Origin of the sequence: Cellulophaga baltica 18 (assembly GCF_000468615.2) — a bacterium.
GTDB lineage: Bacteria > Bacteroidota > Bacteroidia > Flavobacteriales > Flavobacteriaceae > Cellulophaga > Cellulophaga baltica.
The window spans coordinates 190,247-204,963 of record NZ_CP009976.1 but is presented as its reverse complement, the minus strand read 5'-3'; the positions used below and the strand labels follow the sequence as shown (position 1 = coordinate 204,963).

Here is a 14,717-nt window from a genome sequence, read left to right as displayed (position 1 = left end):
AATTGAATTTAGAATATTTTATTGCAAAACGACTTTCGTCTGGTAAAGGGCATAAAAATAGTATTTCGGCTCCGATAATAAAAATAGCAATAGCAGCAATTACAATAAGTATTGTAATGATGTTAATTGCCATAGCAACTGGTGGCGGACTCAAAAAAAAGATTAGAGAAAAAATAGCCGCTTTTAATGGGCATATTCAGATTAGCACTTTTGATAATAACAGATCAGATGTTTCTGTGTCTCCTATTTACTTAGAGCAAGATTTCTATCCGGAATTTAAAAATGTTTCAGGTATACAGCATGTTCAGGCAGTCGCTAGTAAAGGCGGAATTGTACGTACAGAAGAGACTGTAGAAGGTATTTTGGCCAAAGGTGTAGGTCAAGATTATAATTGGAGCGTTTTTGAAGAATTCATAGTAGCGGGTAGGGTTCCTAATTTTTTGGAGGATCGTAGTGATGAGGTCCTAATTTCTAGATTATTGTCTAATAAGCTAAAGTTAAAATTAGGAGACACGTTCATGTCTATCTTTTTACGAGATAATGACCCTTCTAAAATGCCTAATCAGCAAAAATCTACCATTGTAGGTATTTATGATAGTGGTTTTGAAGAGTTTGATGCTACCTATGTATTTATGGATATTCGCCATATTCAGCGTATGAATAAATGGGAAGATAATCAAATTGGAAATTTTGAAATCTTTATAGACGATTTTGATGCTATTGATGAAAAAAGTTTAGAAATAAGTGGAAAAACTTTTTCGCTACTGCAAACAACTACAATAAAAGATAAATTTAGCTTCATATTTCAATGGTTAGACCTTTTTGACTTTAATACGGCATTGATCATCGGAATTATGATTTTGGTAGGGGGTATTAATATGATTACGGCTTTGTTGGTGCTAATCTTAGAGCGTACCACAATGATCGGTATTTTAAAAGCATTAGGTGCCAATGATTGGAGCGTTCGAAAAATATTTTTATACAATGCTGCTTATCTCATTAGTATTGGATTATTCTTAGGAAATTTTATTGGCTTAGGAATAATTTGGGCACAGGACAAGTATAGAATGTTTAAGTTTCCAAACCCTAAAGAATATTATATAGAGTACATTCCGGTACATATAAGTGTTACGGCTATTGTGGCATTAAATATAGGAGTGATGATTTTATGCTTATTAATGCTAATTATACCTTCCTATATCATTACAAAAATTACCCCAGTGAAGGCTATTAAGTTTGATTAATTAATTTTTAAAATAACGCTATGAAAAAACATTACATCTTCCTTTGTTTACTAGCACTTTCATTAAATGGATTTTCTCAGAAATTATCCAAAACTGAAAAAAATATAATAGCCAGTGTTGAAAGAAATAATGCAGAAGCAAAGCAATTTTTAGAAAAAGTAGTCAATATAAATAGCGGAACTTTAAATCTTGAAGGAGTAAAAGAAGTAGGTATTGTCTTTAAAGATGCCTTTGATGCTATTAACTTCAAAACGAATTGGATAGAAATGCCGGCGGAATTAAATAGAGCAGGTCATCTGTTTGCTGAAACTTCAGGGAAAAAAGGTAAAAAACTTTTATTAATAGGTCACTTAGATACTGTTTTTGAAAAAGATAGTCCATTCCAAAAGTTTGAAATGATTAATGATAGTGTTGCACATGCTCCTGGAGGGAATGATATGAAAGGGGGAAATGTTATAATTCTGTATGCTTTAAAAGCTTTGCATGATAACGGATTATTAAAAAATGCCCAAATAATTGCTGCTTTCACGGGTGATGAAGAGAGTACAGGAAAGCCTTTGACTATTAGTAGAAAAGATTTAGTAGTTGCAGCAAAAGAAAGTGATATTGCTTTAGGGTTTGAAACTTCTACAGGATTTAACTATGCAACGGTTGCTCGCCGTGGTTCTTCTAGTTGGGAAGTTGAGGTTACGGGAAAAAGAGCTCATTCTTCCGGAATATTTAATGAAACTACGGGGGCTGGTGCTATTTTTGAAATGTCTAGAATTCTTAACAGTTTCTATGAAGATGTAAAAGGAGCGGAGTATTTGACTTTTAATCCTGGAGTTTTATTAGGAGGTACATTTATTGATTATGATACAAAGACAGGAAAAGGAAGTGCTTTTGGCAAAACCAATGTGGTGGCACAAACGGCACTCGTGAAAGGGGGACTCCGATTTATGTCTGAAGAGCAAAAAGAAAATGCTAGGAATAAAATGCGTGAGATTGTTGCGAATAATTTACCCAATACTTCTGCCACAATATCTTTTGAAGACAGCTATCCTGCGATGGGACCTACAGCTGGTAATTTAAATCTTTTAAAACAATTAAATCAAGTAAGTCTAGATTTAAACCAAGGAGAAGTTATCGCTTATGATCCAGGTAAAAGAGGTGCAGCAGATACTTCTTTTGTTGCTGCGTATGTAGATGCATTAGATGGTTTAGGAACTATGGGTACTGGTGCACATACCCCAGAAGAAACGGTTAATCTAAATACGATAGAGGCATTAACGAAAAGAACGGCAATTTTAATTTATAGATTAATACATCAATAAAATTATGACAACACTTTCTTATAAGAACCAAACGGTACACATTGATGCAGGAGAATTGGTAAGTTATCAAGTAGCGGGCCAAGAATATATTCATCAAAAAGGGAGTCCAGGATGGCGTAATGCAGATACAGAAATGTTTCCTGTCATCGGACCTACGGCAGATGCTAATTTTAGAGTAGATACACCAAAAGGACCGGCTGTCCAAGATCAACATGGTTTGCTTCGTGAAATGAAGTATCAAGAAGTTTCAGGAACTATAACCGATGCCACATTTGAAAAAACATACAAGGCAGGAACTTTGATTCAGAATTCTAAATACCCAGAAAAATCAACGGAGGAATTCTTGCAATGGCCGTATGATTTTACCTTTAGAAAAATTATAACACTTTCGGAAGAAGGTTTAGAAGTGCGTTTTGTAATCTCAGGAGTTTCAGGTATGCCGTATATGCTAGGGTATCATCCTGCTTTTAACCTAGTAACCGCTACTCCAACCATCCATGTGGGGACAAAGGAAATAAGTCTAGAAGATGTTTTAGCTGTAGGGAGTAGAGCCTTACAGGTGGCGCAGTGCAAAGAGATTGCCCTAAAAGACAAAAATACCATACATATAAAGACAGAAGGTTTTGGGAATTTTATGTTATGGACAGAAGTAAAAAATATGGTGTGTATTGAACCCATAACTTTTTATCCGTATGCCGTGAAACAGGAGCATCTTGCGGAGGGCTTTTCCATACTTGGTTCGGAAGATGCCATTTACAAAATGACAATTTCTGTTTCTAATTAAATATTTGAATATATGTATTTCATGGGTAACCTAGGTTACTTAGAGAACTAAAAATTAAGTATAAATTTGACGAATGCAAAAATACATTCCGATATTGAAGTGGTTGCCTACCTATGATAAGCGCAACCTTTCTAAAGATTTAATAGCAGGTCTTACCGTAGGAATCATTTTGGTTCCACAGGGTATGGCTTATGCTATGATTGCAGGTTTACCACCTGTATATGGTTTGTATGCTGCACTTTTTCCGGTGTTAATGTATATGGTTTTTGGTACTTCACGGCAAGTGTCTGTGGGTCCGGTAGCTATGGATTCTCTTTTGGTAGCAGCTGGTTTAGGAGCCTTAAGCATTATTGGTATAGAAAATTATGTAGCCATGGCCATCCTATTGGCTTTTATGGTAGGAGTTATTCAGTTTTTATTAGGGGTGCTAAAAATGGGTTTTTTGGTAAATTTTTTGTCACGACCTGTTATTAGTGGTTTTACTTCGGCGGCTGCTTTTGTGATTATCTTTAGTCAGTTAAAGCACTTATTAGGAGCGCCAATAGAAAGTAGTAAAATGTTTCATCAATTAGTAATCAATGCACTTAATAAATTCGGAGAATCAAATTTGTATGATTTCGCTATTGGCCTATCAGGGATTATAATCATTTTAGTATTTAAAAAAATTAATAAAAAAATTCCAGCAATTTTAATTGTAGTAATTCTAGGTATTTTAGCTGTGTACGCTTTTAATCTAGAGCAGTACGGTGTTCATGTAGTAGGCGAAATTCCTACTGGGCTGCCTATTTTTTCGCTGCCAACAATAGCTTTGGAAAATGTATTAAGCCTGTGGCCCATAGCTTTAACCTTGGCATTAGTAGGATATTTAGAGACTATTTCTATAGGGAAAGCACTGGAAGAAAAATCAGGAGAAGAAACTATAGTTGCCAACCAAGAATTGGTAGCCCTAGGCTTAGGGAATATTGTAGGATCATTTTTTCAATCCTACTCCTCTACAGCTAGTTTTTCAAGATCTGCAATTAACGGTGAAGCAGGAGCAAAGACCAATTTATCGGCCTTGTTCAGTGTTGTTATGGTTATAGGAACCTTACTTTTTCTAACCCCCGTATTTTATTATTTACCTAAGGCTGCTCTAGCAAGTATAATTATGGTTTCTGTAATTGGTTTGATAGATGTAGCGTATGCTAAACAATTATGGCGCAAACGAAAAGATGAATTTGTAGTATTGTTAATCACCTTTTTTGTAACCCTTTTTATTGGTATTCCCCAAGGAATTTTAATAGGTGTATTAAGTTCTCTTTTATTGATGGTATATAGAACTTCAAATCCGCATTTTGCTGTTCTGGGAAATATAAAGGATACAGACTATTATAAAAATATTACACGGTTTGCGGATGAGGTAATCAATAGAGAAGACTTGCTTATTGTTCGTTTTGACGCACAATTATACTTTGGAAATGTAGGTTTTTTTAAGAACCAATTATTTAAAGAAATTGATAAAAAAGGCATTAAATTAAAAGGAGTAATTCTAAATGCAGAGGCAATTAATTATATTGATTCTACAGGAGCACAAGCTTTGACAAAAGTAATAAGGGAGATTCACGATAGAAATATGCAATTCTATATTGCTGGCGCTATAGGGCCTACCAGAGACATTATTTTTAATAGTGGAATTATCAATGAGCTGCATAAAGAATTTTTATTTGTAAAGATTAAAGAAGCCGTGGCGTGTTTTGATGACCCCAGCTCTGTCTCTAGCTTAAAGGGGCGAGTAGCGTATCAAAATCAGTTTAAAGTGTAACTAATGTTACTGACTACGTATATAAGTTTATGTACTTTTGAAGTAAGAAGTAGTAGATAAATTAATAAATATTGATTAGGTATTCATTAAATTTCAAATGGTAATACTTATCAAAATAAAATAATAGAGATATGAAGATAGAACAAATATATACCGGATGCTTAGCACAGGGCGCTTACTATATTGAAAGTAAAGGAGAAGTTGCTATTATTGACCCACTAAGAGAAGTAGGTCCTTATATAAAAAGGGCAGCGAATGATAAGGCGAAAATAAAGTACATTTTTGAAACTCATTTTCATGCAGATTTTGTTAGCGGTCATGTTACTTTAGCAAAAGAAACAGGGGCTGCAATTATTTACGGACCTAATGCAAACCCATCTTTTGATGCTATCATTGCTACCGATGGTCAGGAGTTTACAGTAGGAGATATCACTATTAAGGTGTTACATACCCCAGGACATACTATGGAGAGTTCTACATTTTTACTGAAAGATGAAAATGGAAAAGACCATGCTATTTTCTCTGGAGACACCTTGTTTTTAGGAGATGTGGGTAGACCAGATTTAGCCCAAAAAGCAGCAGATATGACACAGGAACAGTTGGCAGGAACGCTGTTTGATAGTTTACGTAATAAGATTATGCCTTTGGCAGATGACGTTATTGTATATCCTGCCCATGGTGCAGGATCTGCATGTGGTAAGAACATGATGAAGGAAACGGTAGATACCTTAGGGAATCAGAAGAAAATGAATTATGCTCTTCGTGCAGATATGACGCGAGAAGAATTTATTAAAGAAGTGACAGACGGACTTTTACCGCCACCAAAATATTTTCCTCTAAATGTGAAAATGAACAAAGAGGGTTATGAGGATTTTGATGAGGTTCTAGAACGAGGAACCACAGCCTTAACTCCAGATGCTTTTGAAGTAGCGGCGAATGAAACGGGTGCTATAGTACTGGATGTTCGTCATCAAAATGATTTTGTAAAAGGACACATACCACGTTCAATCTTTATTGGATTAAATGGTGATTTTGCTCCATGGGTAGGTGCATTGATTGCAGATGTAGATCAATCTTTATTGCTTGTAACTCCAGAAGGCAAAGAGGAAGAGGCTATTACTAGGTTATCTCGTGTTGGTTTTGATGGGACTATAGGTTTCTTAAAAGGTGGTTTTGATGCTTGGAAGAAAGCAGCTAAAGATTATGACACGATTACATCTGTGCCAGCTTCTGAAGCCGTGAAGACTATAGCAGCAAAACATACTCCTGTATTTGATGTACGTAAAGAGACAGAATTTTTATCAGAGCATGTGAAAAGTGCAGAAAACACGCCTTTAAGTTCTTTAAATGATTATCTAGCAGAATTTCCTGAAAAAGAAACATTCTTTGTGCACTGTGCAGGAGGATACAGGTCGGTTATTGCAGCATCTATATTAAAGAGTAGAGGAATTCATAATTTAATAGATGTAGCAGGTGGTTTTGCAGCCTTAAAAGCAGATGGAGCGGAAGTAACAGAGTATGTTTGCCCAACAACATTATAGAAAAAATAGAATTTTATAAAAAGACCATCAGCAATTTGTTGATGGTCTTTTTTTTATCTCTTTTATGATTTTTATCATTTTTATTGGTTGGGCGTAGCACTAATTTTACACGCTAAATAAACCTAATAAATTATGAATAAGCTAGCCATATCTTTAGTAAACTGGAACAACGGAATTGTCATGATCGGAATTTTTGCTGCCGTATGCATTTCTCTAGTTTTAATTATTATTGCATTTATCAATAGTGAAAAGAAAAAATAATAGCGGGTTATTTTGTAGCCACACTATAAATATTACCTTCATTTTTGATTACATAATTGGCTATTAATCGTTCTGTTTCAAAAGTATTTTTTTGAGGAGTGATAAACGGTGTTAGGTCGTCAATATTTTCAATCGCTATCTCATTTTCTACAAAGCCATATCCCATATAGGTATTATCTTGAATAAGGATGACTCCAGACTCATCTAGGGTTCTTCCTTTTTCTCTAATGATAAAGTTTACATTTTTAGACTGGATATCGTTTATGGCAGTTTTAACTTTGGTATTGTACGCTTCAATAGGCTCTGTATCTCTGCAGATGCCTTCGCACTCTAAGATATCATAATGTGAACATGCTGTTACATTTTCTTGTAAATGGCAGAATTTAGGACATAGTTTGTAGGTTTTGCAAAGCTCCTGTAAAAAACTTCTGCAATCTGTTTTTGAGTATAAAATATGAAAAGCATTAGGAGCCATTTTCAGGGTGTTCCAAGCTAAATGCATTACTCCGTTACGGTCTTCATACGTAAATATTCCAAAAGGTTGAATCTTTTTTTTCTGCGCTCTATTGTATTCGGGATAGTGCTGTTTGATTGCATCAGATTCCATCAACAATGCCAATAGTTCACTCCCTGAAAGTTCAAAATCTAGGGCAGAGGTATTTTGACATAACGTAATCTCTTTAGTAGATTTATCATAGAAATGGCTGAGCACTCTTTTCTTTATATCTATAGCTTTCCCTACATATATAATTTTACCCTTGGCATTTTTAAAAAAGTAAATACCAGGTTCATTAGGTAACTTATCAAAATCAGATTTTGGCAAGCCTGGCGGTAATGTAGCTTCCTGAGAACGTGCATTTAAAAACGACTTAAATACCTCGTCAGCATCCTCCGCTCGTAGTAATTTTTCAAATAAAATAGTGGTTGCTTCGGCATCACCTCTAGCCCTATGTCTATCTGTAAGTGGTATCTCTAAGGCAGCACATAATTTCCCTAAACTGTAGCTATTATACCCTGGGATTAGTTTTCTAGACAAACGTACGGTGCACAGTTTTTTACGAATAAAGTCTACCCCAATAGATTTAAACTCGTGTTTTATGATATTGTAATCAAAATTTACATTGTGTGCAACGAAGATGGTTTCCTTCGTAATTTCTAAAATTTTATCAGCAACTTCAGCAAATTTAGGGGCATTACGCACCATATTATTATCGATGCCTGTGAGGCCCGTAATAAAGTATGGAATTTCGGCTTCTGGATTTACAAGCGTTGTAAATTCATCTATGACATCATATCCGTCATATTTGAAAATAGAAATCTCTGTAATTTTATTGCCTTCAATGCCATTTCCTGTAGTTTCAATATCTATAATTGTATACAAAAGCCCTTTTTTTGTAGCAAAGTTACGGTATTTTTAAGCATGAAATATTCTTGAAAATATTTGAAAAACATGTTTGTTTTTTTACTTCATTTGTACTATAATTTTTGTGTTTACCCTAATAGGGAGGGCACCTTGAAGAAAAATATTTATTTCGGGTTTTTGAGTATTTTGAAATCATTCTCAAAAGCATTCCATAGTTTGGAAGACCGATTATTAGGCCAGATTTCTTACTTCGGATCTATTAAAGAGTTTCATTTTTTGACTGTGAAAAATGAACGTACTATTCGTATTTTATTATTAAAACCCATTACGAGCAAAGCATAGAAAGCTGTTATTATTACCACTGGCATACCAGGTATGAAGGGTAAGTGTCTATTAATTCAACCAAAAAAAATAATGCTAATTAATTAACAATAACAAATATGAAAATAGCAGCAATTTCCATTTTACTATTAATAACCTCTTTTCTAAAAACAAATCAAGATACTTTAACCGTTACGGCAACCTATGAAGGTGTAGATGACGGTGTGTATTATTTCTCATCAGAAGAAGATTTTAACACCTATGCTTTTAAAGAAATAGAAGATGCAGCTAGTTCTAAATACAACATGGCCGATAGAAAATTAATAGGGACCGAATTTGAAGTTACCTATACATCTGAGGAGTTTTTAGATGAAGAAAACGAGACGTATGAAGTTTTAACGATTACAGATTTAAAACTAATAAAGAAAAATTAAATATATAGATAAGAGGGTATAGCCTTTTTGGTTATACCCTCTTATCACATACCTAAACAGCATAATAAATTGCGAAAAATAATTCAGGTTAAAAAGAATTTTTTATTTATCTCTCGCTGGGGAGAATCATTAGATATTGCTTATGCTACCTTACAAGAAGGTAATGAAGTAAAATTCTACATAGAAGACAAAGCGTCTAAAGAAATTGGATACGGTTTTGTAAAGAAAGTACAGGACTGGAAAAAGCATGTTGATTGGGCAGATGTACTAATTTTTGATTATACCGGAAACGGAAAAGTATGTCAAGAATTACGTGCGCAAGGTAAATTGGTTTTTGGAGGTACGGAATATACAGACGCCTTAGAACTAGACCGTAATTTTGGACAAGAAGAGCTTAAAAGACATAAGATTAATATTCTACCTTTTAAAGAGTTTGAGACTTTCAAAGAGGCTATAAAGTTTGTGGAAGGGAATCCTAATGCCTATGTCATAAAACCATCTGGTGAAACACAAGAGTTAAAGCAATTGCTTTTTGTGGGTAATGATGACTCTGGGCAAGATGTAGTTCGGGTATTGAAAGCTTACGAGAAATCTTGGGGAGATGATTTTGGTACCTTTCAACTGCAGCGAAAAGTAAAGGGAGTAGAGATATCTGTTTCTGCTTTTTTTAATGGTATTGAATTTTTAACGCCGATAAACATCACCTTCGAGCATAAAAAATTATTCCCTAAGGAGCTGGGAGTATCAACAGGAGAAATGGGGAGTAGTATGTTTTGGGTCAAAGATTCTCCAATTTTTGATAAAACGCTTAGGAAAATGGAAGCGATATTTGCCAAAAACAATTTTTTTGGACATATAGATTTAAACTGTATTGTAAACGGACATGGCATTTACCCATTAGAGTTTACTTCTCGTTTTGGTTTTCCGCAAATTTTTATTCAACGCGCAGGAATAACAGAGCCCATTGGTGAGCTGTTATATAAAGTAGCTTCTGGACATAAATTTCAACTCCAAGTAAAAAAGGGTTTCCAAGTTGGTGCTTTTGTAGTCGTACCACCATTTCCGTATGAGGATAAAAAAACCTTTGAGTTATTTTCAAAAGATGCGGTAGTAATTTTGAAAAAGGATAGTTTGGAAGGGATACATCCCATGCATTTAAAAATTGTTAACGATCAGTGGCTCATTACAGGAAATACTGGGATAGCCTTGTTAGTAACAGGAACTGGTTTGACGATGAAAGATGCGCAAAAAATGATGTATAATCGTATTAACACGGTCATTATAAACAATTGTTATTATCGTACAGATATAGGTGATCGTTGGTTTGAAGATTCGGATAAATTATGGTCTTGGGGACTCTTATAAAAAAGTATGGCCTTAGATTTTTCTAAATATGTAGGTCTTCCAGGTACTTTTATTGATATGCTACCCTTAGATTGGCAAGATGCTCTAAAAGTAGTTTGGAGTAAATTATCCGGAACTTCAGAAATTGTTGTTCTAAAGGAAGAGGGCGCTATTCTGGCAGGAGGAATTATTTTCAAAGAAATGACTGTAGATATGCAATTGTTTAAAGAAGTAGCAGAAGAGCTATTAGCGTCAAATAGTTATTATATTGGATATTTATGGGTTATAGAGGCTAGAAGAGGAGAGAATTTAGGCTCTCTATGGTTGCAAAAGATACGGCAGGAGTATCCGAGCAATTCTTTTTGGTTAACCATTGAAGAAGAAGGCCTAAAACAATTTTATGAGAAAAATGGTTTTCATTTATTTTTGGAAAAAGAGGGCAATGGTGAAAAAGAATGGTTGCTAAAATCAAATTAAAGCTGAAGTTCTTTTGTTGTTATAGGATTTATCTTACATTTGTTGTTCGTCTTTGATTCTGAATGCTATGAAAATCGACACTGTTTGTATTATTGATGATGATCCAATATTTGTATACGGGACAAAAGTTATTTTAAATAGCAATGGTAAATTTTGCTCTACAATTACGGTTTTTGAGAATGGCCAAGAAGCCTTAGATGATTTGGAGGCATTGCTAAAGTCTAATCAAGAACTTCCAGAAGTAATATTTTTAGATTTAAATATGCCCATTATGGATGGTTGGGATTTTTTAGATGAATTCTGTAAAATTCCAGATATAGAAAGTAAAACAAGAGTGTATATTTTAAGTTCCTCTATTTTTTCTGGAGATATAGAAAAATCAAAAGAATATAGTATTGTAAAAGACTTTATAAGTAAACCCCTTACCGATATAAAATTCGAACATCTTTTAAAGGAGATAGAGAATGAAAGAATAGGTAGAACAGCTTAAGTTCCACCTACTCTTTTTATAGAGTTTTAGCAACTGCTTGTACTTTATCTAAAACACGAAGTAAGTTGCCTCCCCAAAGTTTAGCAATATCTTCCTCAGAATACCCCCTTTTTACCAATTCTAAAGTTACATTATAGGTTTCAGCGGCATCATCCCAACCTTCAATTCCGCCACCACCGTCAAAATCAGAACTTAAGCCTACATGATCAATACCTATCAATTTTACTAGGTAATCTACATGGTCAATAAAATCAGATACATTTACGGCAGGAGGGGCGTTTGTATCTGTCGCCACTAGTTCTTTTCCAATTTTTTTCACTTTAGTATAATCAGCAAAAAAAGCTTTCTTTTCATCAGCACTAAGGGCTCCTATTTCGGAACGCTCATAAAGTTTAAGGCCAAGAGAATCGGCTATTTTAGTATAAATACCTTTCAGGTAAGCAGCTCTGGCCTCATGCTTTTCAGTATTTAGATAAGAACTAAAAGCTACCGTTTGTATAACACCACCGTTTTCTTTTAATAAAAGAAGTTGTTCATCATCTAAATTTCTACTGTGATTACAAAGCTTTCGCGCAGAGGAATGGGAGGCGATGATAGGTGCTTTAGATAAAGCAATCATTTGCTTCATAGCTTCTTTGGATGGATGAGAAATATCAATCATAACCCCGAGCTTATTCATTTCTACAATTCCTTGTTTGCCTAAATCACTTAACCCATTATGAAGCCAAATACTATCATTTTCGCCTGTATTAGAATCAGAAAACTGACTATGGCCATTATGTGATAAGGAGATGTAACGAGCTCCTAAGTCATAATATTTTTTGAAATTAGAAAGGTTTTCTCCAATAGGGTAGGCATTTTCCACCCCAATCATTGCTACTTTTTTTCCTGCTTTATGAATTCTTCGGACCTCATCAGATGTAAGAGCTAATTCAATTTTCTCTGGAGCGATTTTTTCGCATAAAAGATGTATGGCATCAAATTTTTCTAAGGCATTAATTTCTGCTTTTTTATAGCCTGCAGGAGTTAAAGAATCTTGTCCTGTGTAAACAATTAACCAAGAAACATCTAAACCACCTTCTACCATCTTAGGAAGATTTATTTGAGTGTCTAAACGTTGTGTGTAATTTATGCTATCTGTAAAATGTGCTACATTAATATCATTGTGAGTGTCTATAGTAATTACATTCTGGTGAATACGTTGTGCCTTTTGTTCTATAGTTTCTTCAGCTACTTCTTTAACCTCTTTTGGTTTCTCTTGGCAAGAAAAAAATAGTAAGCTTAGTAGCATATGAAGGTAGGGAGTTAGTCTTTTTTTCATTTTGGTTTAAAGTTTTGATAGATTAATTAGTTCTCAGTACTAAACTTAAGCTTTTTTAATGGTATACTAAAAAGTATAAGAAAATGTGGACTTGAAATTAAGGGTTTGTAATAATAGTGATGACACATTATAGTAAACCTATTTTAAGGGGGTAGTTATTGCGAATTGTTATTTAAATGAAAGTTTAAATAATTGTACTTAGTTCTATTTTAGGACTATAAATGGCCACTATTAGCAGTAAATACCGCTTATTTTTAGTGAAATAATAATACGTATTTAGAATAGGGAATTTAACTATTTTTAACAACCATATGTTTGTCCACTACGGTTTCATAGTATAATTTTGGTCCCTTGATGAAAAAGGCATTCGGGCAATTTTTACTTCTAATTTGCATTCTACTTACCAACGGATGCAATGCCAGTAACTCCAATGTTGGAGACTCCTTTATATTTCAAAATTTTAATTCTTTAGAACGTTACGGAAACTATTTAAATGACGATCCGTCAATTCCTCAGTTTGTAGAAGCGCAAGATTTTAATACGCATAAAAGACATTTTGCGGAAATCTCAGATGTTGAAGAGGAGAATGAAGAGCGCGTTTCTTCTCAAGAAAAATTTAGTAACCTTGCTTTTTCTGTACACTATTTTAATCATGATAGTGTAGAACAGCTTTCTTACAAACTTCAAAAAAACATACGTTCTTTTGAAGCTAAATGTGTTGCAGTTTGTTTTAAACTTTACGTACGTTTTCAGGTGTATCGTATCTGATACATTCATTGGTAGCCAACATCTTCCATGTGCTACTTTGTATTTCTTTTTAAATTATTTACAACAAAACAGGTGAGTTCTAATCCAAATAGAATTTAGGCTTGCCGCTATTTCAAACTTAAAAAAATCAATTATTTTAAACTAGTAAAACTATGAGTAAAACTCCTATGTTTATTGGCTTGCTTGTATTCTTAATGCTTACAAGCTGCGGAACAAAGAAAGAGGAAAAACATGAAGAAGCTAAGTTTCTTGTTACCAGTCCTATTAAAAAAGACACCTCAATAACTAAAGATTATGTTAGTCAAATTCATTCTATTAGGCATATAGAAGTTCGTGCTTTGGAAAGAGGATACCTCAAAAATATTTCGGTTGATGAAGGGCAGACAGTAAAAAAGGGACAGGCAATGTTCCAAATTATGCCTAATGTGTATCAGGCAGATTTAGAAAAAGCAGCTGCAGAAGCAAAAGTTGCAGAAATTGAATTGAAAAACACACAGTTATTAGCAGATGGTAAGGTAGTATCAGAAAATGAACTCTCTATGGCTAAAGCTAATTTTGATAAAGCTAATGCAGAAGTGTCACTAGCAAAAACGCATCTAGGGTTTACATCAATAAAGGCTCCGTTTGAAGGAATTATGAATCATTTGCATGTCCGTGAAGGTAGTTTGTTAGATGAAGGAGAGCTCCTAACTACACTTTCTGATAATAGTAAAATGTGGGTGTATTTTAATGTCCCAGAATCAGAATACCTAGATTATATCATGAGCAAGGATAAAGGGGCAAAGAAAGCTGTTTCTCTTTTGATGGCTAATAATAAAGTATTTAACCAAGAAGGAATTGTAGAGACTATTGAAGCAGATTTTAATAATCAAACTGGGAATATTGCATTTAGAGCAACTTTTGATAACCCTGATGGGATATTAAGACATGGAGAGACAGGGAGTATTCTTATGAAAGTTCCTTTTAAAGATGTACTAATTATTCCTCAAAAATCAACCTTTGAAGTTCTAGATAAAAAATATGTTTTTGTCGTAGACAAGGATAATATTGTTAGGCAACGGCTAATTCATGTAGCTGCAGAAATGCAACACTTATTTGTTGTCGATAAAGGTTTGTCTGAAAATGACAAGATTATATTGGATGGGATTCGTATGGTAAAAGACCAACAGAAAGTAGCCATTGAGCTTGTAGAACCAAATTCGGTCATAGCAAACTTAGCGCTTTACGCAGAGTAATTTTAACCTAAATCTCACAA

At 34.2% G+C, this 14,717-nt stretch carries 14 protein-coding genes; 12 read left to right on the top strand and 2 right to left on the bottom strand.

The window, feature by feature from the left end; translation table 11 throughout:
- Nucleotides 1-2: 2 nt before the first annotated feature.
- From M666_RS00720 to M666_RS20785, 6 genes are all read left to right on the top strand, one after another.
- Nucleotides 3-1,244, top strand: a complete 1,242-nt coding sequence (locus M666_RS00720; protein ID WP_029445375.1) for an ABC transporter permease — start codon at nt 3-5, stop codon at nt 1,242-1,244.
- Nucleotides 1,245-1,264: 20 nt separating this feature from the next.
- Nucleotides 1,265-2,557 carry a M20/M25/M40 family metallo-hydrolase gene (locus M666_RS00715; RefSeq protein ID WP_029445376.1) on the top strand — a complete coding sequence of 431 codons (1,293 nt, stop codon included), beginning with the start codon at nt 1,265-1,267 and terminating at the stop codon, nt 2,555-2,557.
- Between the two features lie 4 nt (nt 2,558-2,561).
- Nucleotides 2,562-3,341: an aldose epimerase family protein gene (locus M666_RS00710; RefSeq protein WP_029445377.1), complete on the top strand. Its 780-nt coding sequence runs from the start codon at nt 2,562-2,564 to the stop codon at nt 3,339-3,341.
- A 73-nt stretch (nt 3,342-3,414) separates the two neighbouring features.
- Nucleotides 3,415-5,142, top strand: a complete 1,728-nt coding sequence (locus M666_RS00705) for a SulP family inorganic anion transporter (RefSeq protein ID WP_029445378.1) — start codon at nt 3,415-3,417, stop codon at nt 5,140-5,142.
- Between the two features lie 131 nt (nt 5,143-5,273).
- A complete protein-coding gene (locus M666_RS00700) occupies nt 5,274-6,683 on the top strand; it encodes an MBL fold metallo-hydrolase (protein ID WP_025614064.1) in 1,410 nt (469 codons plus the stop codon).
- A gap of 132 nt (nt 6,684-6,815) precedes the next feature.
- A complete protein-coding gene (locus tag M666_RS20785) occupies nt 6,816-6,944 on the top strand; it encodes a hypothetical protein (protein ID WP_255352118.1) in 129 nt (42 codons plus the stop codon).
- A 7-nt stretch (nt 6,945-6,951) separates the two neighbouring features.
- Here M666_RS20785 and M666_RS00695 read toward each other — a convergent pair whose 3' ends face one another.
- Nucleotides 6,952-8,325: an exonuclease domain-containing protein gene (locus tag M666_RS00695; protein ID WP_029445379.1), complete on the bottom strand. Its 1,374-nt coding sequence runs from the start codon at nt 8,323-8,325 to the stop codon at nt 6,952-6,954.
- 422 nt (nt 8,326-8,747) lie between these two features.
- Here M666_RS00695 and M666_RS00685 point away from each other — a divergent pair, with 422 nt between their 5' ends.
- From M666_RS00685 to M666_RS00670, 4 genes are all read left to right on the top strand, one after another.
- The gene (locus M666_RS00685) at nt 8,748-9,062 is read left to right on the top strand and encodes a hypothetical protein (protein ID WP_029445381.1); all 315 of its coding nucleotides are present in this window, start codon (nt 8,748-8,750) and stop codon (nt 9,060-9,062) included.
- A gap of 69 nt (nt 9,063-9,131) precedes the next feature.
- Entirely contained in the window at nt 9,132-10,427 is a 1,296-nt protein-coding gene (locus M666_RS00680) for a phosphoribosylamine--glycine ligase (RefSeq protein WP_029445382.1), read from the top strand.
- Between the two features lie 6 nt (nt 10,428-10,433).
- A complete protein-coding gene (locus tag M666_RS00675; RefSeq protein WP_029445383.1) occupies nt 10,434-10,883 on the top strand; it encodes a GNAT family N-acetyltransferase in 450 nt (149 codons plus the stop codon).
- Nucleotides 10,884-10,950: 67 nt separating this feature from the next.
- Complete coding sequence (locus M666_RS00670) at nt 10,951-11,373, top strand: response regulator (protein ID WP_024479417.1); 423 nt, start codon at nt 10,951-10,953, stop codon at nt 11,371-11,373.
- Nucleotides 11,374-11,389: 16 nt separating this feature from the next.
- Here the strand turns inward: M666_RS00670 and M666_RS00665 are convergent, their stop codons facing one another.
- Nucleotides 11,390-12,694, bottom strand: a complete 1,305-nt coding sequence (locus tag M666_RS00665) for a dipeptidase (protein WP_029445384.1) — start codon at nt 12,692-12,694, stop codon at nt 11,390-11,392.
- 354 nt (nt 12,695-13,048) lie between these two features.
- On the opposite strand from M666_RS00665, the gene M666_RS00660 reads away from it, so the two are divergent.
- Complete coding sequence (locus M666_RS00660) at nt 13,049-13,462, top strand: hypothetical protein (protein WP_029445385.1); 414 nt, start codon at nt 13,049-13,051, stop codon at nt 13,460-13,462.
- Between the two features lie 152 nt (nt 13,463-13,614).
- Complete coding sequence (locus M666_RS00655) at nt 13,615-14,697, top strand: efflux RND transporter periplasmic adaptor subunit (protein WP_029445386.1); 1,083 nt, start codon at nt 13,615-13,617, stop codon at nt 14,695-14,697.
- Nucleotides 14,698-14,717: the final 20 nt, after the last annotated feature.

Bases quoted from the DNA above. Each gene is read 5' to 3' on its own strand.
- M666_RS00715 (WP_029445376.1), top strand. From the start codon at position 1,265: ATGAAAAAACATTACATCTTCCTTTGTTTACTAGCACTTTCATTAAAT.
- M666_RS00710 (WP_029445377.1), top strand. From the start codon at position 2,562: ATGACAACACTTTCTTATAAGAACCAAACGGTACACATTGATGCAGGA.
- M666_RS00705 (WP_029445378.1), top strand. From the start codon at position 3,415: ATGCAAAAATACATTCCGATATTGAAGTGGTTGCCTACCTATGATAAG.
- M666_RS00700 (WP_025614064.1), top strand. From the start codon at position 5,274: ATGAAGATAGAACAAATATATACCGGATGCTTAGCACAGGGCGCTTAC.
- M666_RS20785 (WP_255352118.1), top strand. From the start codon at position 6,816: ATGAATAAGCTAGCCATATCTTTAGTAAACTGGAACAACGGAATTGTC.
- M666_RS00685 (WP_029445381.1), top strand. From the start codon at position 8,748: ATGAAAATAGCAGCAATTTCCATTTTACTATTAATAACCTCTTTTCTA.
- M666_RS00675 (WP_029445383.1), top strand. From the start codon at position 10,434: ATGGCCTTAGATTTTTCTAAATATGTAGGTCTTCCAGGTACTTTTATT.
- M666_RS00670 (WP_024479417.1), top strand. From the start codon at position 10,951: ATGAAAATCGACACTGTTTGTATTATTGATGATGATCCAATATTTGTA.
- M666_RS00665 (WP_029445384.1), bottom strand. From the start codon at position 12,694: ATGAAAAAAAGACTAACTCCCTACCTTCATATGCTACTAAGCTTACTA.
- M666_RS00660 (WP_029445385.1), top strand. From the start codon at position 13,049: ATGAAAAAGGCATTCGGGCAATTTTTACTTCTAATTTGCATTCTACTT.
- M666_RS00655 (WP_029445386.1), top strand. From the start codon at position 13,615: ATGAGTAAAACTCCTATGTTTATTGGCTTGCTTGTATTCTTAATGCTT.